Raw genomic sequence first — 21,354 nt, 5'->3', positions numbered from 1 at the left:
CTTAATTTTGATTAGTGCTGTAGAGAGGTGACAATAATGAAAAGAATAGGTGTATTAACCAGTGGAGGAGATTCTCCAGGTATGAACCCGGCAGTCCGAGCTGTTGTCCGGAAAGCGATTTTTCATGAGATGGAGGTCTTCGGAATTTATCATGGCTATCAAGGTCTGATAAATGGAGATATAAGGCAACTTGAACTTGGATCAGTCGGTGATATCATTCATCGCGGCGGTACAATGCTACATACGGCTCGCTGTCCGGAATTTAAGACTGAGGAAGGTCAGCTAAAAGCTATTGAACAATTGAATAAGTTTGGTATTGAGGGCATTGTTATTATAGGTGGAGATGGTTCCTACCGGGGAGCTAAGGCATTAACTGAAAGAGGCTTTCCATGTATCGGGGTTCCTGGAACGATTGATAATGATATTCCAGGTACAGATTTTACAATTGGTTTTGATACGGCTCTAAACACGGTAATCGATGCTATCGATAAAATTCGGGATACAGCAACTTCTCATGAAAGAACTTATGTGGTTGAAGTAATGGGAAGAAATGCGGGCGATATTGCTCTTTGGGCAGGTCTTGCTGGCGGAGCAGAAACGATTCTATGTCCTGAATATAAATACGATATGGAAGAGTTGATTGGTAAGTTGAACCGCGGACATGACCGGGGGAAAAAGCATAGTATCATTATTGTCGCTGAAGGTGTTGGAAGCGCCGTTGATATTTCCAGACAAATTGAAGCAAAAGCAGGTTTTGAAACGCGTGTTACAGTGCTTGGCCATGTTCAGCGCGGCGGATCTCCCTCAGCAATTGATCGAGTGTTGGCAAGCCGACTCGGAGCACGTGCTGTAGAATTGCTTCTTGAAGGCAAAGGCGGCAAGGCTGTCGGGATAGAACAAAATATACTAGTTGATTATGATATCATCGAAGCACTTGCGAAACAGCATACAATTGACAAGAAAATGTACGATCTATCCGCAGAGTTATCAATTTAATTGGTACTGGTTAATGAAAAAAATCAGTGCTGAGATAGTATTCAAATATTAGAAAAAATAAGCTTATAACTACTACGCCCTGTCTGCCAAAAGGTGGACAGTCGGCGAGTTTTTCTTAGAGGAGGTTGACACCATGCGAAAAACCAAGATTGTTTGTACAATTGGTCCCGCAAGTGAAAGTATAGAAAAGCTGGTTCAATTAATAGAAGCAGGAATGAATGTAGCTCGGCTGAATTTTTCTCATGGCAATCATGAGGAGCATGCCGCTAGAATCCGCAATATTAGGGAAGCGGGAGAGAAAGCAGGGAAACAGGTTGCTATCCTTTTAGATACAAAAGGTCCGGAAATAAGGACGAATAATATGGAGAACGATGCTATAGAGTTGACTGCTGGTGATGAAGTCAGTATTTCTATGAATGAAGTCCTTGGAACGCCTGAAAAATTTTCTATTACGTATGAGGGACTTCTCTATGATGTCCATCCGGGATCCAGAATTTTGTTAGATGATGGTTTAATTGGTCTTGAAGTGTTAAAGGTGGATGAAGTCAAAAAAGAAATCCATACGAAAATTTTAAACAGTGGAACACTTAAAAATAAAAAAGGTGTAAATGTGCCAGGTGTTTCAGTTAACCTACCAGGCATCACGGAAAAAGACGAACAGGACATCCTATTTGGAATTGAACAGGGAATTGACTTTGTTGCTGCCTCTTTTGTTCGTAGGGCATCTGACGTCCTAGAAGTGCGTGAACTTCTGCAACAGAATGGAGCGGAACATATTCAAATCATCCCTAAAATTGAAAATCAAGAAGGCGTCGACCGTCTTGATGAAATCCTGGAAGTGTCAGATGGTTTGATGGTAGCTCGTGGAGACCTAGGAGTGGAAATTCCTGCAGAAGAAGTGCCACTAGTCCAAAAACAAATGATCAAAAAATGTAACAATGCCGGGAAACCAGTTATTACAGCTACGCAAATGCTCGATTCGATGCAGCGTAACCCACGGCCAACCCGTGCAGAAGCAAGTGACGTGGCCAATGCCATTTTTGATGGAACTGATGCCATCATGCTTTCCGGTGAAACAGCAGCTGGGACGTACCCTGTTGAGGCCGTTCAAACGATGCATAACATTGCTTCTCGTGCAGAAACAGCCCTTGATTATCGGGAAATATTATCAGTAAGAAGCAAAGTGAATCGTCATAATGTCACTGATGCTATTGGCCAGTCTGTTGCCCATACGGCGCTTAATCTAAATGTCGGCGCAATCATTACGCCTACCGAGAGCGGTCATACGGCACGGATGATTTCTAAATATCGTCCTAAGGCACCGATTATCGCTGTTACATCTAATGATCATGTTTCAAGAAGACTTGCATTGGCCTGGGGAGTTTACCCGCAGATTGGACCAAAAGCGACGACCACGGATGAAATGCTCCAAACGGCAATCGATGAAAGCCTGCATTCCGGATTAGTATCCCATGGAGACTTAGTTGTCATTACAGCTGGTGTGCCCGTAGGTGAAACAGGAACGACTAACTTGATGAAAATTCATGTATTAGGAGAGGTTCTTTTGAAGGCTCAAGGAATCGGCAGGAAATCTGCGAAAGGTGAAGTGGTTATAGCTAGGAATTCCAAGGAAGCTTTGGAAAAAGTAACTGAAGGATCTGTATTAGTTACAATTGGTTCTGATCGGGATATGATGCCGGCAATTCAAAAGTGTGCTGCATTGATTACTGAAGAAGGCGGTTTGACAAGCCACGCAGCTGTTGTGGGAGTCACTTTGGGCATTCCGGTTATCGTTGGAGCAGAAGATGCGACCAAAATCTTTAAGGATAAACAAAGAATTACGGTCGATGCTAGTCGCGGAATCATTTATGATGGACATGCTAACGTTTTATAGAACGAAATTTTGGATGATTTCGGTCCAATGAGGTAAGATGAGTGTACCGCACCATACGTGGGCTGTGCAGGAGGAATGTAGATGAAATATTTTTTATTGTTTATCATTGCGATGCCGGTCATTGAGATTATTGTCTTATTGTTGTCAGGCAATGTGATTGGTTTTTGGCCAACACTGTTCCTGATTGTATCTACCGGTTTAATCGGTGCCTATTTGGCCAAGCGGCAAGGAATGGAAACATGGAAAAAGGCGCAGGAACAGATTCGATACGGAATGATGCCAGGAAATGAAATCATTGATGGAATCTGTATCTTTCTTGGAGCTGCATTGTTGCTGTCACCGGGACTTATCTCGGATATACTAGGATTAATCCTAGTATTTCCGCCAACCAGGAATCTCCTCAAACCGATCGTTATCCGGTTTATTATGAACAGGATGAATAAAGGAAAAGTAACGATTATTCGCCATAAATAGTAAGAGGCTGTCTAAAAGCTAAACTTTTTAGACAGCCTCTTTTGGTTAGAGAAATGAATTAACATTAGCATCCCCGGTATTTCTAAGGATGCTTTTTTGCGTTTTTACTGAAAAGGCTCTTGCATTGTTTAAGTTTTAAATTATTGAGGCCAAACATGAGAGAAGTTTTTGGGGTGAGATTTTGCCTGTTTCACTGATCAAGAATTGATTTTTGGAAGTAAAACTAGTATAAAATATCAGAATATTTTAATTATTTTTCAAGAGAAATGTTGTTATACCAGGCTTTTCCAAGTTAAATATTCTCTTTTTTAATTTTTTTTAGAAAAAACTGGTGACAAATTTACACAGTGTGTTATATAATACAATCAAGAAAAGAAACAACTGTATTATAACATAAAAGAGCTTGAAAGGATGTGGAGAAGCAACATGATTACTGAAGCAAAAGGCTTACAAATTACAGGTACTATTAAGCCTGGATATGAACAAATACTTACAACGGAAGCTCTTCAATTTATCGAAAGAATTGAACGGCATTTCGGTGAAAGAAGAAAAGAACTTTTAGAACAACGTAAAATCGTTCAAGAGGACCTAAATCAAGGCAAGCTACCTAATTTTCTTGAAGAAACGAAGCATATTCGTGAAAGTGATTGGACAATTGCGCCCCTCCCGAATGACTTGCAAGACCGCAGGGTTGAAATCACTGGACCGGTTGACCGTAAGATGATCATTAATGCTATGAACTCAGGTGCCAATGTTTTTATGGCTGACTTTGAAGATGCCAATTCACCCACTTGGGAAAATTGTATAGATGGTCAACTGAATCTACGCGATGCAATTCGCGGTACCATTTCATTTGAAAATCCAAATGGAAAAGTATACGCATTAAATGAAAAAACAGCTGTTTTAAAAGTAAGGCCTCGCGGCTGGCACTTAGAAGAAAAGCATGTTCTTTTAAATGGACAGCCAATATCAGCTAGCTTTTTCGACTTTGGACTATACTTTTATCACAACGCAAAAGCATTAATCGAAAAAGAAAGCGGTCCATACTTCTACTTACCGAAGATGGAAAGCCATATCGAAGCAAGATTATGGAATGATGTCTTTGTTTATGCACAAAACGATTTAAGAGTCCCGCAAGGAACTATAAAAGCAACTGTCTTGATTGAAACGATTCTTGCAGCATTCGAAATGGACGAAATTCTGTACGAGTTGAAAGATCATTCCGCAGGCCTGAACTGTGGCCGCTGGGATTATATCTTCAGCTTCCTGAAAAAATTCCGTCACTCGGATGATGTTATCTTCCCTGATAGGTTACAGGTTACGATGACTGTCCCGAACATGAGAGCGTATTCCTTATTAGCAATCAAAACATGCCACACTCGTAATGCTCCGGCAATAGGCGGGATGGCAGCACAAATTCCAGTCAAAAATGACCCGGTCAAAAATGACGAGGCGTTTGCTAAGGTACGCGCTGATAAAGAGCGCGAAGCGAGAGACGGTCATGATGGTACATGGGTAGCCCACCCAGGCATGGTAAGTACAGCAAAAGAGGTGTTTGACCTCCTTGTTCCAAAACCGAATCAAATCTATCGGAAACGTGAAGATGTTCAAGTATCAGCAGAAGAATTGCTAGAAGTACCAGAAGGAACGATAACAGAAGCTGGATTACGGACGAACATTAACGTAGGCATCCAGTATATTGCATCTTGGCTAAGTGGAAGAGGCGCTGCTCCTATTCATAACCTAATGGAAGATGCAGCAACAGCTGAAATCTCACGTGCTCAAGTTTGGCAGTGGATCCGTCATCCAAAAGGTATTTTAGAAGATGGTAGAAAAATCACCGAAGAATTATTCCATCAGATTAAAGAAGAAGAATTAGCAGTCATTAAATCAGAGGTAGGAGAAGAAGCTTTCAAATCAGGGAAATTTGAAGAGTCTACTAAACTATTTGAAGAACTGATTGCAGCAGATGACTTTGCGGATTTCTTAACAAATCCGGCATATGAACAATTATCTTAATATTTAGTTAATTAATATTTTAATATAAATTAGGAGGAAATTATAATGACTAATGAAAGAGCGCAACAACTACAACAAAGCTGGGAAAATGACGCACGCTGGACTGGAATTAAACGGCCTTATTCTGCTGAAGAAGTTATCAAATTAAGAGGTTCTATCGATATCGAGCAAACATTAGCTCGCCGAGGTTCTGAAAAACTATGGAACCTTTTAAATACAGAGGATTTCATTAACGCACTAGGAGCATTAACTGGTAACCAAGCAATGCAACAAGTAAAAGCTGGTTTAAAAGCAATCTACTTAAGTGGCTGGCAGGTAGCTGCTGATGCTAATATCGCTGGACAAATGTACCCTGACCAAAGCTTATACCCAGCTAACTCTGTACCACAGGTTGTTAAACGCATTAATCAAACACTGCAACGTGCTGACCAAATTAGCTTTGCTGAAGGAAAAGATGATATTGATTGGTTTGCTCCAATCGTAGCAGATGCTGAAGCAGGCTTCGGGGGTGCTCTTAACGTATTCGAACTAATGAAAGGTATGATTGAAGCTGGAGCTGCTGGCGTTCACTTTGAAGACCAACTATCTTCCGAGAAAAAATGTGGTCATTTAGGCGGTAAAGTTCTTCTTCCAACGCAAACGGCAGTACGTAACTTAGTATCAGCCCGTTTAGCAGCAGACGTAATGGGAACACCAACTATCTTAATTGCTCGTACTGATGCAGATGCTGCAGACTTGATCACGGATGATATCGATCCGGTTGATGCACCTTTCATCACAGGTGAACGGACTCCAGAAGGATTCTACCGTACAAACGCAGGTCTTGACCAAGCGATTGCACGTGGTCTAGCATATGCACCATATGCTGATCTTATCTGGTGCGAGACTTCTGAACCAAACCTAGCAGATGCTCGCCGATTTGCTGAAGCGATTCATGCAGAGTTCCCTGGTAAACTACTTGCTTACAACTGTTCACCATCATTTAACTGGAAAGCAAAATTAAGTGATGAAGAAATTGCTAGCTACCAGGTTGAATTGGGTAAATTGGGTTATAAATTCCAGTTCGTAACGCTTGCAGGTTTCCACTCATTGAATCACAGCATGTTCAACCTTGCTCTTGGTTATAAAGACCGTGGAATGGCTGCATACTCAGAACTTCAACAAGCAGAATTCGCTAGTGAAATTGACGGCTATACTGCAACTCGTCACCAACGTGAAGTTGGAACTGGTTACTTTGATGAAGTAGCACAAGTAGTTTCTGGTGGAACATCATCTACAACAGCACTTGCTGGCTCTACTGAAGCAGAACAATTTGAGACTTCAAAATAATAGATAGACTATAAAAAAATCCGCCTCAAACTCGAGGCGGACTTTTTATAGGAACGAGAGATTTCTGATTAAAAGTTAACTCTAAAGCTTTAGGTGGTCTTATTTGTATCCGCTCCGATAATAAATGCCCATATGGCCTTAAAGACATGGGCGCGCTGAAGTGTATTAAATATGACAAGGACCACTGGCCCTGCAATCAGTCCCAGAAAACCGATTAATTTGAAACCGATGAATAAAGCAACGAGAGTAGCAAGTGGATCCAATCCGATACTAGAAGAAAGAACTTTGGGCTCAATTAATTGACGCTGGACAACTACGATAATGTAAAGCACAGACAAACCAATTGCAAGGCTAGTATTCCCTGTAATGAATTCAAAAATAATCCATGGAATAAATATGGTCCCGGTACCCAAATAGGGAATGATATCAACCAATCCGCAAATTAATGCAATGGTAATTGAATAGTTCACTCCTAAAATAAGTAAACCAATCAAGATCGTAACCGTTGTCAATGAAACAAGTGTGAATTGTGCCCGGATAAACCCGAATAAAGCTCGTTTTAAATCCCGGAATAAACGCTTGGCACCTGCAAAAATCTTATCAGGTAAAAACTTTCCCGTTATGCGGCCGAAGTGATCCCAATCTTTACTAATGAAGAAAGTGCCCAGTAGGGTAAAGAGGAGTGCTGTTGCTGTAGTTGGAAACCAGCCGATGATTGCGGGAATATTTTTTAAGAACGCTTGAATAAAACTACTGACACCGGTAGTGATGGATTCGCCAATATTCTGGATATTCTTGAGGACGGTGTCTTGCTGCTCGATATCTAAATTATTGAACATAGCGGTTGTTTGATTATATAAAGGGATGATAGTGGTCGCGATGTATGTTTCGATATAATCTACTATAGTTTCAATATGTTGAGGTATGACACCAGCAAGGTAATTGGTACCTGAAATAATTTCAGTAACCAGCAGGGTAATGAGTCCTGCAAATAAAAGAAAAATGAGTAAAAGGGAAACGAACACAGCCAATCCTCTTGGTAACCGGCCTTTCTTTTCAAAAAAAGTAACCAGAGGGTTCATCAAGAAAGCAATAATCATGGCAATAATGAATGGATATGTATATTTAGATAAATAGAACAAGGCAATTCCACCTAAAATTATGCCTCCGATGACCAGTAAAGAACGAATGAAACGATAAATATAAACAGGATTCAAGACATCCCCTCCTTCTAACATAAACTTTGTATTATAATTGTAACGACGTTGGAAAAGAAAGGAAAGATTCTTTCGTCTTTCTGCTTAATTTTTTTCCGTTTTAGTATCGTTTTATAAATCAATCTCCTATTGAGAAAGAGTGGAGGTTGTTATGTTAAAATAACAAAAAGAAAGAAGGTGAAGGGAGAATGATAAACGGTCCTGTCGTATTTTTAATTTTACTTGCAGTTATCGGTTGGGTTGGAAAAAACACATCACTGATTGGGGCTGCGGGTTTTCTTTTACTCATGAAACTCATCGGCCTTGATACAAAAGTGTTTCCATATTTAGAAGCGAAAGGGATCAACTTAGGCGTCACCATCATTACGATTTCAGTGCTAATCCCCATTGCAAATGGAGCGATTGGTTTCAAGGAACTGGGTGACGCCATAAAGTCACCTTATGCCTGGATTGCGCTCGCATCTGGAATAGCTGTTGCACTTATAGCGAAAAATGGAATTACCCTCCTTTCACATGATCCTCATATTACAACGGCTCTTGTTTTTGGGACGATTCTTGCGGTCGCATTATTCAAAGGTGTCGCTGTTGGACCGTTAATAGGGGCAGGAATTGCTTATCTATGCATGCAAATCTTTGATTTTTTCAAATGAGCAAAATGGTAAATGATAGAATGGATTGTAAGAGCGGAAATGAAAAAATTCTATTTAATGTTTCGATTATTCTGCTTTGTAACAAATTTTCAAAAAAACGTTTGGAATCCCATTAAAAAAAGCAAGAGAATATGTAGCTAATTTTTCTAATAAAATAATAATTTTTTCACATTTTAGGTGCTTTTGATTCCCAAAAAAGTGTTTATTGTTTATAATAATCATGTAACTGCTCTGGTTTATTAAAAATGGGATTCAGAATATCATTGATATTTTTGAGGAATCTTAAAAAGAGATGTAGTTATTGAGCAAGCGCTCACTAGGAATAGCTACAAGCATTATTTTTAGAATTTCGTATAAAGGATTATCGTACATTTTACTATTGTTGGGGTCATATTCTGTGAACGCTTCCAATACAAGATGTATGTCTTCTGCTAAAAAATAGATGGTTGTATTCAATAGCTAATTTCATGGAAGCGCTATATTTATACGCAATAAGCAAGGGCATAGGGGAATACTTAGGAAAAGGAGAGATTTAGTATGACAGCAACAAAAGGTCTTGAAGGTGTGGTAGCAACAACTTCATCAGTAAGCTCTATTATCGATGATACGTTAACGTATGTAGGTTATGATATCGATGATTTAGCTGTAAACGCAACATTCGAGGAAGTAATCTATCTTTTATGGCATGGAGCTCTTCCAAACAAAAGCCAATTAGAAGAATTAACTAAACTACTTGCTGAAAATGCTGCAATTCCAGCTGAAGTGGTTAATCATTTCAAAACATACCCAATTGATAAAGTACATCCAATGGGAGCTCTTCGTACAGCAGTATCTCTTCTTGGTCTTTATGATGAAGAAGCAGATGTAATGAGTGAAGACGCTAACTATCGTAAAGCAATCCGCATCCAAGCAAAAATCCCTACACTGGTAACAACTTTCGCTCGTATCCGTCAAGGAAAAGAAGCGGTTGCACCACGTACTGATCTAAGCTTTGCTGCTAACTTCTTATATATGTTAAGCGGTAATGAACCAACAGCAATCGAAGAAGAAGCATTCAACAAAGCATTAGTTCTACATGCTGACCATGAATTAAACGCTTCTACATTCACTGCACGTGTTTGTGTGGCTACATTATCTGATATCTATTCTGGCGTGACTTCTGCTATCGGCGCATTAAAAGGCCCTCTTCACGGCGGAGCTAACGAACAAGTTATGAAAATGCTTACAGAAATTGGTTCTGTAGAAAACGTTGAGCCTTATATCAACGAAAAATTAGCTAATAAAGAAAAAATCATGGGCTTTGGCCACCGTGTATACCGTAAAGGTGATCCACGTGCTAAACACCTTAAAGAAATGTCTCAAAAATTGACTGAACTTACTGGTCAACCACAATACTACGATATGTCTATCAAAATTCATGAAATTGTAACTGGTCAAAAAAATCTTCCACCAAACGTTGATTTCTACTCTGCTTCTGTATACCACAGTTTAGGTATCGAGCATGACCTATTTACACCAATCTTTGCTGTAAGCCGTGCTTCAGGCTGGATTGCTCATATCCTAGAGCAATATTCAAACAACCGTCTGATCCGTCCACGTGCAGAGTATGTTGGACCAGGTATGCAAAAATACGTACCGATTGAAAACCGATAATTTTTGAATAGTTAAAAGTTTTTTCGAAATTTTATTTTTTATTTCATCGATTTTGTAGTAAATTAATAGATGTGAGTAAAAAAGGTTAGTGGTTCAGCTTAAATTAAGCGGCCAGCTAACCTTTGAATTTGAATCGGAGGTAAAGAGACATGACACAAAGCCAAAAAATCACAGTTACTAACGGTGCTCTTAACGTACCAAACAACCCAATCGTTCCTTATATTGAGGGAGACGGAATCGGTCCTGATATCTGGGCAGCAGCTTCACGCGTTTTAGACGCAGCTGTTGAAAAAGCATACAATGGCGAAAAGAAAATCGAATGGAAAGAAGTTTTAGCTGGACAAAAAGCATTTGACCAAACAGGCGAATGGCTTCCACAAGAAACTCTTGATGTCATTAATGAATATCTAATCGCTATTAAAGGACCTCTTACAACACCAATCGGTGGCGGAATCCGCTCATTGAACGTTGCATTACGTCAAGTATTAGACTTATTCGTATGTCTACGTCCAGTACGTTACTTTGATGGTGTACCTTCACCAGTTAAACGTCCTGAAGACACTGACATGGTTATCTTCCGTGAAAACACTGAAGACATCTATGCTGGTATCGAATATGCAAAAGGTTCTGACGAAGCGAAAAAATTAATCGATTTCCTACAAAATGAATTCGGTGTTAAAAATATTCGTTTCCCTGAAACTTCTGGTATTGGTATTAAACCAATTTCTGAAGAAGGAACAAAACGTCTTGTTCGCTCTGCCCTTAACTATGCGATCAAAGAAGGCCGTAAATCATTAACTCTTGTTCATAAAGGTAACATCATGAAATTTACAGAAGGCGCATTCAAAACTTGGGGTTATGAAGTTGCAGAACAAGAATTCGCTGAGAAAGTATTCACTTGGAACCAATATGATCAAATTAAAGAAGCTGAAGGCACTGAAGCTGCTAACAAAGCACAATCTGCTGCTGAAGCTGAAGGCAAAATCATCGTTAAAGATTCTATTGCTGATATCTTCTTACAACAAATCCTAACTCGTCCTAAAGAGTTTGATGTTGTTGCAACAATGAACTTAAACGGAGATTACATTTCTGATGCACTTGCTGCACAAGTTGGCGGAATTGGTATTGCTCCAGGAGCAAACATCAACTACGAAACTGGACATGCTATCTTCGAAGCAACTCATGGAACAGCTCCTAAATACGCTGGTCTTGATAAAGTTAACCCATCTTCAGTTCTTCTTTCAGGCGTTCTTTTACTTGAACACCTTGGTTGGAACGAAGCTGCAGACAGCATCACAAAATCAGTAGAACAAACAATTGCTTCTAAAGTTGTAACATATGACTTTGCCCGCCTAATGGAAGGTGCAACAGAAGTTAAATGCTCTGAGTTCGCTGACGAACTTATCAAAAACCTTAAATAATTACTTATGATGCTTTCTGGAAAAGAGCCGATACGGTCTTCTTTTTCAGGGAGCTTTATATATATGTGTGGATAAAGACGTTAAAAGTTTCCAAAAATATTTACATATTTTAAGGAGGAAATAACATGTCTAAACGCAAAAAAATTACAGTAGTTGGTGCTGGTTTCACTGGAGCAACAGCAGCATTCCTAGCAGCTCAAAAAGAACTTGGTGATATCGTTTTAGTTGATATTCCACAAGCAGAAAACCCAACAAAAGGTAAAGCACTTGATATGGCGGAAGCAGCTCCAGTTCAAGGTTTTGACGCTAACATCATCGGTACTTCAAACTATGCAGATACAGCTGATTCTGACGTAGTTATCATCACTGCTGGTATCGCTCGTAAACCTGGTATGAGCCGTGACGACTTAGTTCAAACTAACCAAAAAGTTATGAAATCTGTAACTAAAGAAGTGGTTAAATATTCTCCAAATACAACCATCATCGTTTTAACAAACCCAGTAGACGCAATGACATACACTGTTTATAAAGAATCAGGTTTCCCTAAAGAACGCGTAATTGGACAATCTGGTGTACTTGATACAGCTCGTTTCCGTACTTTCGTAGCTCAAGAATTAAACCTATCTGTTAAAGATGTAACTGGTTTCGTTCTTGGTGGACACGGTGACGATATGGTTCCTCTAGTACGTTACTCATACGCTGGCGGAATTCCTTTGGAAACATTGATTCCTCAAGATCGTTTAGAAGCAATCGTTGCTCGTACACGTACTGGTGGCGGAGAAATCGTTAACCTTCTTGGAAACGGAAGTGCATATTATGCACCGGCTGCAGCTCTAGTAGAAATGGCTGAAGCTATCCTTAAAGACCAACGTCGCGTTCTACCTTCTATCGCTTACCTTGAAGGCGAATACGGATTCGAAGGAATCTACCTTGGCGTGCCAACTGTACTAGGTGCAAATGGTATCGAACAAATTATCGAACTTGAATTAACTGAAGACGAAAAAGCATCACTTTCTAAATCAGTTGAATCAGTTAAAGCAGTAATGCAAGTTTTACAATAAGAGACATTGAAAGCATCTTAATAAGACTGCCCGGAAGAATGAAAGGGAAGGCTAAGCTAAGGCCATATCCTCCCATCCAACCGGGTAGTTTTTTTCTGTCCGTTTCTTAACCGGGACTTAATTAATCCATGTTTAATAACCATAAAGGAGACGATGATCCCTGCTAATGGTAGGATTACTTTTCAATGATGTTTTTTTTATGTGTAAATTTCATATAATATTCTTTATAATAGAGTTGGATGAGTAGACTGAAAAAAGTCTCAGGGGTAATACATAATTCAGGAGGATCTAATGTCAAAGAAAATTCTCGTAGTGGATGATGAACAATCAATAGTTACCTTACTTCAGTATAATTTAGAACAGGCAGGCTATTCAGTAGTTACAGCTTTAGATGGGGAAGAAGGTCTGCAGGCTGCTGTGGATATACGACCGGATTTAGTCGTATTGGATCTGATGTTGCCTAAAATGGATGGGCTTGAAGTGTGTAAACAGCTTCGTCAGCAAAAAATCAATATACCAATTTTGATGCTGACAGCTAAGGACGATGAATTTGACAAAGTGCTTGGTCTTGAACTAGGGGCGGATGATTACTTAACCAAACCTTTTAGTCCACGTGAGGTGGTTGCCCGAATTAAGGCAATACTAAGAAGATCCCAGCTTCAATCGAATGGTAGTGAAACAAATCTTGATCAGGAAGATGGGTTCCTAAAATTAGGCGGCTTGAAAGTCTATCCTGAACGTTACGAAGCATTCTTTGATGAACAACAATTAGAATTAACTCCAAAGGAATTTGAATTACTTTTATACCTTGCAAAGAATAAAGGAAGAGTTTTAACGAGAGATCAGCTCTTAAGTGCGGTTTGGAATTACGATTTTGCAGGAGATTCGCGAATCGTTGATGTCCATATTAGCCACCTTCGTGAAAAAATAGAGCAAGATACAAGAAAACCTCTTTATATCAAAACGATCAGGGGCTTGGGTTATAAGCTTGAGGAGCCAAAAAAGAATGACCACCTATCGTAAAAAGCTTCTTTATACTCTCATCATGTTGGTGATGGTCGTCATGATGGCCGTGGGCTTTTTATTGGGACATTTGTTCAAAAGCTATTATATTAAAACATTTAATGAGCGTATACAGAACGAAACATTTTTCATTTCTACATATATTCAGGAGCATGGGGGGATCACATCCTTTTTGAAAGAAGGGAAAACGGCAAAATTAACACCCCTGTTAGATTCCAACTTAACCATCCTCTCAGCGAGTGGAGAGATTTTATACGATTCAACATCGTCAAATGAGCTACATAAAAACCATGCCAATATCCTTCGAAAGATCATCTTGGAAAAAGGTCTTAAGCAAGAAGAAGGATATGAAGTTATCGAGGGAGAATCGGATCTCCATTATTATTGGAAAACGGTTGAAAAGGATGGAGAAATTGAAGGCTTTGTCGTTCATAGCAACGAAATAGAGGCCATCCACCAAGTTAATAAGCAAATGTGGCAAATATTGATCATTTGTTTAGGGGTAGCCTTGATCATTATCCTCATGCTTGCGAGTAAAATCACTTCTTATTATACCCGGCCGATTGAGGAAGCAACGATGGCAGCCATTGAATTGGCAAAGGGGAATTATAGAACTCGGACATTCGAGCAGCATTCTGATGAAACAGGGATGCTCACGACTTCGCTAAACATATTAGCGAGGAATTTACAGGAAACAGAAACGGCGAGGGAAATGAATCAGGATCGTTTGGAAACACTGGTTGAAAATATCGGTAGTGGTGTCCTATTAATCGACAGTAAAGGCTATACGACCTTAATTAACCGGGAATTCAAAAAAAGCTTCGGTGTAAACTCGGCTACGTTTTTGTTTCAAGTATTTTACTCGGTCATTAAAGATCAAGAAGTCATTTCTATAATAGAAGAAATTTTCCGGACGGAAAAGACAATAAAACGCCAAGTGAAAATACCACTTGCTATTGAACGTAAGCATTTTGAGATATACGGGGCTCCGATTATCGGTACTCATGACGAATGGAAGGGGATTCTCCTCATTTTCCATGATATTACCGAATTGAAAAGGCTCGAGCAAATGCGGAAGGATTTTGTGGCCAATGTATCCCATGAACTGAGAACACCGATTACTTCTATCAAGGGCTTTTCAGAAACGTTGCTCGATGGGGCTTTAAAAGACGAAAAAACATTGAAGCACTTTTTATCCATTATCTTGAAAGAAAGTGATCGGCTGCAAGAACTCATTCAGGAACTTCTTAATTTATCAAAAATGGAGCAACAGGAATTTGTTTTAAAAACAGGCGTCGTGGATATTACAAATGTTCTTGGTGATATACAAGAGATGCTTATTGGTAAATTGAAGGAAAAAGAAGTTTCTCTTGAGATAAAAGCTTCTTCGGAACCTGTTTTTATTGAAGGGGAATCAGACAGGATCAAACAGGTTTTCATTAATTTGATTACTAACGCGTTGACATATACACCAAATGGAGGGTGGGTCACCGTGAACGTCACTGAAAATGAACAAACGGTGGATATTATAGTCCAAGATAGCGGTATCGGTATTGAAGAAAAAGAACTTCCAAGAATATTTGAACGGTTTTATCGCATTGATAAGGCAAGGAGTCGTGATTCAGGAGGAACAGGCATCGGACTCGCTATCGTCAAGCATATTATAGAAGTCCATAAAGGTAAAATCAAAGTAGAAAGTACGCCGGGATCGGGTACGACTTTTACGGTAACGTTAAATAAAAGCTTAAAAGGAAAAGTGTAGGAATTGTGTGAATTTACATGTCCTTTACAATTTATTTAAACTGACTTCATAATGGAGGGTTAAAATGGTTGTACAACCCCTCATCCAAGGAGTTAGGCGAAGACAGAGACACTAAGTCTCTGTCTTTTCTTTTGACTATATTCCTCTTTACCTACCTTCTATACTATTTTCATTAGGAAAATATTTGATTTTTATGAAACTTTAGACCCTTCCTTGCGTAAATAAGATATAACGGCAAATAAGGGGTGATACATATCGTCAGTTTAAAAAGGATATATACAATCACAGGACTAGTATTTCTTATTTTAATTTTTGGTGTTGTTGCGATATCGACCTGGTACACGGTAGATGAATCCGATCAGGCTGTCATTATGACGTTTGGTAAGGTAGAGCAGACGATTACAGAACCAGGCCTTCACTTTAAGCTGCCTTGGCCGATTCAGTCGGTTGAAAAACTATCGAAAGAAACATTCAGTCTTAAATTTGGATACAAGGAGGAGAATGGAGAGGTAACAGATTATCCGAGGGAGACCAAGATGATTACGGGGGATGAAAATATTGTTCTTGCTGACCTAGTGGTTCAATGGAAAATCACAGACCCTCCAAAATACCTGTACAATGCAGATGATCCAGAGAAAATTTTATATGACACGACTTCCGCTGCTTTAAGAAGTATTATCGGAAGCACGAAAATTGATGATGCACTTACTTCCGGTAAAGCACAAATTGAAGCAGATGTCCGGGAACTGCTATCACAGTTAATGGAGAAATATGATGTAGGCATATCAATATCTGCGGTTAAGCTCCAGGATGTGGAGTTACCGAATGAAGAAGTGCGGAAAGCCTTTACGAATGTCACAGATGCTAGAGAAACGGCGAATACGAAAAGCAATGAAGCGGATAAATATGAAAACAAACGTATTAATGAAGCTGAAGGGGAAAAAGACGCCATTATCTCACAAGCAAATGGTGATAAAGCCGCTCGTACGGAGGCTGCTCGTGGGGATGTAGCGGTCTTTGAAAAATTATATAGTGAATATAAAGGCAATAAGGGTATAACAAAAGACCGTCTTATTATTGAAACGCTTGAAGAAGTATTGCCGAATGCAGAGATTTATATCATGAATGATGATGGAAATACAATGAAGTACTTACCACTTCGCTCACTAGAAAAAGAGGAAACGAAAAAAACCCCTATTCCTGAAGAAGAAACGAAGAAGGAGTCTGTACCTGAAGAAAAAGCGACAGGGGAAGGAGGCACCAAACAATGAGCGGAAAAGTAATTGATTTTAATGAGATGAGGAAAGGTAATTTTCACTGGGGAGGCTATGTTAAAATAGGGATTTTCCTCATTATATTTATCGTGTTGCTGCTGATTATCTTCACCAATGTGTATATCGTCAAGGAGGGTGAATATAAAGTCGTCCGCCAATTCGGTGAGGTGGTTAGAATCGATAAAACCCCAGGATTAAAGGCGAAGGTACCATTCATTCAAAGTGTGGTTACCCTGCCAAAATATCAAATGAGTTCTGATGTGTCAGAGGCGGAAATCAATACAAAAGATAAAAAGCGGATGCTCATCGATAACTATGCGGTCTGGAGGATAGAGGACCCAAAAAAATTGATCACCAATGCAAGGACACTCGAGAATGCGGAAACGAGAATGGAAGAGTTCATCTATTCGGCAGTACGTTCAGAGTTGGGTCAGTTGAATTATGATGAAATTATTAATGATGAGAAGTCATCGAGGGGAAGCTTGAACGACCGTATTACGGAGAAAGTTAACGAACTGCTACAAAAAGACAGTTACGGAATCAGCCTAACTGATGTCCGGATAAAACGGACGGATCTGCCTGCGGAAAATGAAGAATCCGTCTTTAAAAGGATGATTTCCGAGCGCGAATCGAAAGCGCAAGAGTACCTATCCAAAGGAGATGCGAAGAAAAACCGAATTATTGCGGATACTGATCGAAAGGTAAAAGAATTGCTTTCGACTGCAGAGGCAGATGCAGAAGTGATTCGGGCTGAGGGAGAAGGGGAAGCAGCGAAAATTTATAATAAGTCGTTTTCCAAAGATCCTGATTTCTATAAACTATACCGTACGCTTGAATCTTATAAAAAAACGATTGGTGATCAAACGGTCATCGTTCTGCCATCAGATTCACCGTACGCTAGCTTGTTAATGGGAAATACAAAATAGCATAGTCGCCGTCATTTTTCTTTCCACTTCTACTCATGGTAGAATAGAGAAAGAAAATGCACGGCTTTTTGCGTTTATAAATAGAAGCTGAACTACATAACCCTGTGTGACTGGAGGAAGACGAATTTGGATAAAAAGTTAGTACTCATAGATGGAAATAGTATTGCTTACCGCGCATTTTTTGCGCTTCCGCTCTTGAATAATGATAAGGGTGTACATACGAATTCGGTGTACGGATTTACCATGATGCTTAACCGCATTCTTGAAGAAGAAAAGCCAACGCATATTCTTGTGGCTTTTGATGCCGGTAAAACGACATTCAGACATGAGACATTTAAAGAATACAAGGGTGGACGCCAGAAAACGCCGCCTGAATTATCCGAGCAATTCCCCTTTATCCGCGAGTTGCTCGACTGTTTCCAAATAAAAAGGTATGAATTGGAAAATTACGAAGCCGATGATATTATCGGTACGCTGTCTCTACAGGCGGAAAGAGATGGTTTTGAGGTAAAAGTCATTTCCGGTGATAAAGATTTAACCCAATTATCTTCCCCGAGTACGACGGTTTCAATCACGAAAAAGGGAATCACTGAAATTGAGGAATATACACCAAAGCATATACATGAAAAATACGGCCTTTCACCCCTGCAAATCATTGATTTAAAAGGGTTGATGGGTGATGCTTCCGATAATATTCCTGGCATACCGGGAGTTGGTGAAAAAACGGCACTTAAATTATTACACCAATTTGAAACGGTTGAGAACCTGCTAAGTTCGATTGATGAGGTAAGCGGTCAAAAATTGAAGGAAAAAATTGAAGAACATAAAGACCTTGCTTTGTTAAGCAAAGAGCTTGCGACGATTACAAGGGAAGCGCCAATTCAAGTTATGGTCAATGAGACCGAGTACAACGGAATGGACCAGGAAAGGGTTATTTCATTTTATAAAGAGCTTGGTTTTTCCACGCTGCTCGATAAATTGGATGTTTCAGAAAGTGTACCGATTGAACAAGAAAAAATTGAGGTTCACACTTCGGAAATGACTGCAGAGTTGTTTGCTGATGGAAGTGCTTTATATGTTGAAATCTTAGAAGATAATTATCATCATGCAGACATTCTTGGAATAGCCGTCAGCAATGAAAATGGCCATTTTTACTTCCATGGTGAGACGGCACTGACTTCAGATATATTTAAATCTTGGGCAGAAGATGAAACAAAAAAGAAAACGGTTTTTGACGCAAAGCGCACGGTTGTAGCACTGCGCCATCGAGGAGTTGAAATAAAAGGCATTGATTTTGATGTGTTTCTAGCATCATATATCTTAGATCCTGCAGAGTCAGTGGATGAAGTGGCCGAAATCACGAAAACTCAAGGAACCATACGTCTTGAAACCGATGATGTTTTTTATGGAAAAGGTGCAAAACGCAAGGTACCCGAAGAATCTGAATTGAGAGATCATATCGCCAGAAAAGCGAAGGCTATCTTTTCTTTAAAAGAACCTATGGTTGAAAAGCTGCAGGAGTTTGAGCAATACCATTTGTTAACGGAACTTGAGCTGCCTTTGTCCATTATCTTGGCTAATATGGAGTGGCAGGGTGTTAAGGTAGATATTGGACGACTGAAAAACATGGGGCAGGAATTAGCTATTCGATTAAAAACCATCGAAGGGCGAGTTTTTGATCTGGCTGGAGAGGCTTTCAATATCAATTCACCGAAACAACTTGGGGTAATTCTTTTTGAAAAGTTGGAGCTTCCAGTATTGAAGAAAACTAAAACAGGCTATTCTACGTCAGCTGATGTGCTGGAAAAATTGGAGAGCCAGCATAATATTGTGAAAGAAATTTTACTTTACCGTCAGCTTGGTAAGTTGCAATCCACCTATATTGAAGGCTTGCTCAAAGTAGTCAATCGGAAAACAGATAAGGTACACACTCGTTTCAACCAAGCATTAACCCAGACCGGCCGATTAAGCTCGACAGACCCTAACCTTCAAAACATCCCAATCAGGCTAGAGGAAGGCCGGAAAATCAGGCAGGCGTTTATCCCTTCTGAAAAGGATTGGATTGTTTTTGCTGCTGACTATTCTCAGATCGAGTTACGAGTGCTTGCACATATCGCCAATGATAGCGGCCTAGTTGAAGCGTTTCAGGCAGGGATGGATATCCATACAAAAACAGCGATGGATGTTTTCCATGTATCAGCAGAGGAAGTCACTTCGAACATGAGACGCCAAGCAAAAGCGGTTAACTTTGGGATTGTCTATGGTATAAGTGACTACGGACTTTCACAAAGCCTTGGCATTACTAGAAAAGAAGCGGGAGAGTTCATTGAGAAGTATTTAAGAAGCTTTCCTGGTGTACAGGAATATATGGAAGAAAGCATACATGAAGCTCGTCAAAAAGGATATAGTACGACTTTGCTGCAAAGAAGGCGTTATATTCCTGAGATTACAAGCCGTAATTTCAACATTAGAAGTTTTGCCGAACGGACAGCCATGAACACGCCAATTCAAGGCAGTGCAGCAGATATCATCAAACTTGCCATGATTAATATGAATAAGCGTCTGAAAAAAGAGGGGCTAAAAACGAGAATGCTTCTGCAGGTGCATGATGAATTAATTTTTGAGACACCTCCGGAAGAACTCGAAATCCTTAAGAAAATCGTACCAGAGGAAATGGAGAATGCTATTGAATTAAATGTGCCTCTCAAAGTGGATTATGCTTACGGGCCAACATGGTTTGATGCCAAATAATAAAAGATAGGTGATTAGTAATGCCAGAACTTCCTGAAGTAGAAACAGTCAGAAGAACGTTAGAGCAGCTCGTACTTGGAAAAGAAATCAAGGAAGTGTCCGTCTTCTGGCCTAAGATTATTAAAGCACCTGAACCTGTCGAACAGTTTCAGGATGCTTTAAGAGGGCAGACAATTCAGCGAATAGGCCGTCGAGGCAAGTTCCTCATTTTCACACTGGATGATTATGCATTGGTTTCGCATTTAAGGATGGAAGGGAAATACGGAGTGCATCCAAAAGAAGAGCCGTATGATAAGCACACTCATGTTATTTTTACTTTTACGGATGACAGTGAACTTAGGTACCGGGATGTCCGGAAGTTCGGGACGATGCATTTATTTACAAAAGGGGAAGAACTTGAGCAATTGCCATTATCGCATTTAGGTCCTGAACCGCTATCAGAAGAGTTTACAGTCGAGGGGCTTAGTGCGAAGCTGGCAAGAACCAGTAGGAAGATTAAGCCAGTTCTTCTAGATCAAACTGTTGTCGTTGGAATTGGAAATATATATGTGGACGAGTCTTTATTCCGTTCCGGGATTCATCCAGAGAGAATAGCTTCTTCACTTACGTTAGAGGAAATTAAAAAGCTGCATTCCGAAATCATAGCAACATTAGGTGAAGCGGTGGAAAAAGGGGGAAGTACGATTCGTTCGTACATTAACTCTCAAGGGCAAATCGGCATGTTTCAGTTAGAACTTAATGTTTACGGACGTAAAGGAGAGAACTGCAAAACGTGCGGTACACCACTTGAAAAGCTAGTTGTAGCCGGACGCGGCACACATATATGCCCGTTGTGTCAGCGACTTAACTAGTCAATGTCTTTTCAAACACATCGGATGGGCTCCTTCCATATACTAGGGTAGCA

16 protein-coding genes are annotated in these 21,354 nt (G+C 39.8%); 15 read left to right on the top strand and 1 reads right to left on the bottom strand.

Annotation, left to right across the window (positions count from 1 at the left end):
- The first annotated feature begins 36 nt into the window (after nt 1–36).
- The 5 genes from pfkA (at nt 37) to aceA (ending at nt 6,712) form a co-directional block, all read left to right on the top strand.
- Nucleotides 37–996 carry a 6-phosphofructokinase gene (pfkA, locus tag RE409_RS20765; protein ID WP_057219326.1) on the top strand — a complete coding sequence of 320 codons (960 nt, stop codon included), beginning with the start codon at nt 37–39 and terminating at the stop codon, nt 994–996.
- Nucleotides 997–1,129: 133 nt separating this feature from the next.
- Nucleotides 1,130–2,890 (top strand): pyruvate kinase, encoded by a 1,761-nt coding sequence (gene pyk / locus RE409_RS20760; RefSeq protein ID WP_056529314.1) that lies wholly within the window; start codon nt 1,130–1,132, stop codon nt 2,888–2,890.
- Nucleotides 2,891–2,971: 81 nt separating this feature from the next.
- Nucleotides 2,972–3,364: an FxsA family protein gene (locus RE409_RS20755; protein ID WP_309557999.1), complete on the top strand. Its 393-nt coding sequence runs from the start codon at nt 2,972–2,974 to the stop codon at nt 3,362–3,364.
- A gap of 426 nt (nt 3,365–3,790) precedes the next feature.
- Nucleotides 3,791–5,383, top strand: coding sequence for a malate synthase A (gene aceB / locus RE409_RS20750; protein ID WP_201186161.1), 1,593 nt, complete (start codon nt 3,791–3,793; stop codon nt 5,381–5,383).
- Between the two features lie 45 nt (nt 5,384–5,428).
- Nucleotides 5,429–6,712, top strand: coding sequence for an isocitrate lyase (gene aceA / locus RE409_RS20745; protein WP_053347272.1), 1,284 nt, complete (start codon nt 5,429–5,431; stop codon nt 6,710–6,712).
- Between the two features lie 89 nt (nt 6,713–6,801).
- On the opposite strand, the gene ytvI is transcribed toward aceA, so the two are convergent.
- Nucleotides 6,802–7,929 carry a sporulation integral membrane protein YtvI gene (gene ytvI / locus RE409_RS20740; protein ID WP_201186159.1) on the bottom strand — a complete coding sequence of 376 codons (1,128 nt, stop codon included), beginning with the start codon at nt 7,927–7,929 and terminating at the stop codon, nt 6,802–6,804.
- Nucleotides 7,930–8,117: 188 nt separating this feature from the next.
- Here ytvI and RE409_RS20735 point away from each other — a divergent pair, with 188 nt between their 5' ends.
- The 10 genes from RE409_RS20735 to mutM all read left to right on the top strand — a co-directional run bounded on the left by RE409_RS20735 (nt 8,118) and on the right by mutM (nt 21,301).
- Nucleotides 8,118–8,579, top strand: a complete 462-nt coding sequence (locus RE409_RS20735) for a DUF441 domain-containing protein (protein ID WP_201253820.1) — start codon at nt 8,118–8,120, stop codon at nt 8,577–8,579.
- Nucleotides 8,580–9,116: 537 nt separating this feature from the next.
- The gene (citZ, locus tag RE409_RS20730) at nt 9,117–10,232 is read left to right on the top strand and encodes a citrate synthase (protein WP_201186157.1); all 1,116 of its coding nucleotides are present in this window, start codon (nt 9,117–9,119) and stop codon (nt 10,230–10,232) included.
- Nucleotides 10,233–10,381: 149 nt separating this feature from the next.
- Nucleotides 10,382–11,653: an NADP-dependent isocitrate dehydrogenase gene (gene icd, locus RE409_RS20725; RefSeq protein WP_053347268.1), complete on the top strand. Its 1,272-nt coding sequence runs from the start codon at nt 10,382–10,384 to the stop codon at nt 11,651–11,653.
- Nucleotides 11,654–11,778: 125 nt separating this feature from the next.
- Nucleotides 11,779–12,714 carry a malate dehydrogenase gene (gene mdh, locus RE409_RS20720; protein WP_201186156.1) on the top strand — a complete coding sequence of 312 codons (936 nt, stop codon included), beginning with the start codon at nt 11,779–11,781 and terminating at the stop codon, nt 12,712–12,714.
- 291 nt (nt 12,715–13,005) lie between these two features.
- Nucleotides 13,006–13,737: a response regulator transcription factor gene (locus RE409_RS20715; protein WP_201186155.1), complete on the top strand. Its 732-nt coding sequence runs from the start codon at nt 13,006–13,008 to the stop codon at nt 13,735–13,737.
- Nucleotides 13,721–15,499 (top strand): two-component system histidine kinase PnpS, encoded by a 1,779-nt coding sequence (gene pnpS, locus RE409_RS20710; RefSeq protein WP_201253819.1) that lies wholly within the window; start codon nt 13,721–13,723, stop codon nt 15,497–15,499. Before RE409_RS20715 ends, pnpS begins: the two co-directional genes overlap by 17 nt.
- A 254-nt stretch (nt 15,500–15,753) precedes the next feature.
- Nucleotides 15,754–16,770 (top strand): FtsH protease activity modulator HflK, encoded by a 1,017-nt coding sequence (gene hflK / locus RE409_RS20705; protein WP_201187983.1) that lies wholly within the window; start codon nt 15,754–15,756, stop codon nt 16,768–16,770.
- Nucleotides 16,767–17,699 carry a protease modulator HflC gene (gene hflC, locus RE409_RS20700; protein WP_201186152.1) on the top strand — a complete coding sequence of 311 codons (933 nt, stop codon included), beginning with the start codon at nt 16,767–16,769 and terminating at the stop codon, nt 17,697–17,699. Before hflK ends, hflC begins: the two co-directional genes overlap by 4 nt.
- 126 nt (nt 17,700–17,825) lie before the next feature.
- Nucleotides 17,826–20,450 carry a DNA polymerase I gene (gene polA, locus RE409_RS20695; protein WP_201186151.1) on the top strand — a complete coding sequence of 875 codons (2,625 nt, stop codon included), beginning with the start codon at nt 17,826–17,828 and terminating at the stop codon, nt 20,448–20,450.
- 20 nt (nt 20,451–20,470) lie between these two features.
- A complete protein-coding gene (gene mutM, locus RE409_RS20690; RefSeq protein WP_201250583.1) occupies nt 20,471–21,301 on the top strand; it encodes a DNA-formamidopyrimidine glycosylase in 831 nt (276 codons plus the stop codon).
- The last annotated feature ends 53 nt before the right edge of the window (nt 21,302–21,354 follow it).

Source organism: Peribacillus sp. R9-11 (assembly GCF_031345095.1).
GTDB classification, from domain to species: Bacteria; Bacillota; Bacilli; order Bacillales; family DSM-1321; genus Peribacillus; species Peribacillus butanolivorans.
This window is presented reverse-complemented; position numbering and strand designations above follow the sequence as displayed.